This window comes from Saccharothrix sp. ST-888, from assembly GCF_000955975.1.
Classification (GTDB): Bacteria; Actinomycetota; Actinomycetes; order Streptomycetales; family Streptomycetaceae; genus Kitasatospora.
Genome location: NZ_JYJF01001152.1, coordinates 1 through 235, shown reverse-complemented (window position 1 = coordinate 235; position 235 = coordinate 1). Strand labels below are relative to the sequence as shown.

Annotated in this window: 1 protein-coding gene; it reads right to left on the bottom strand. The window is 70.6% G+C overall.

The window, feature by feature from the left end; all coding sequences use genetic code 11:
* A partial coding sequence (locus tag UK12_RS36025) for a beta-ketoacyl synthase N-terminal-like domain-containing protein (RefSeq protein ID WP_045307450.1) occupies nucleotides 1–235 on the bottom strand: 235 nt, incomplete at both ends.

Genomic DNA, 235 nt, shown 5'->3' with positions numbered 1-235 from the left:
AGGTAGTCCTGGCCGTTGGTACCGACGAACACCCCGGCCTGGCTTCCGCGCAGCGCGGCCGGGTCGATCCCCGCCCGCTCGAACGCCTCCCAGGACGTCCCCAGCAGCAGCCGCTGCTGCGGGTCCATCGCCAACCCCTCGCGCGGCGAGATGCCGAAGAAGGTCGGGTCGAACTCGGCTGCCTCGTAGAGGAATCCGCCCTCGCGGGTGTACGCCGTGTTCGCCTGCTCGACGT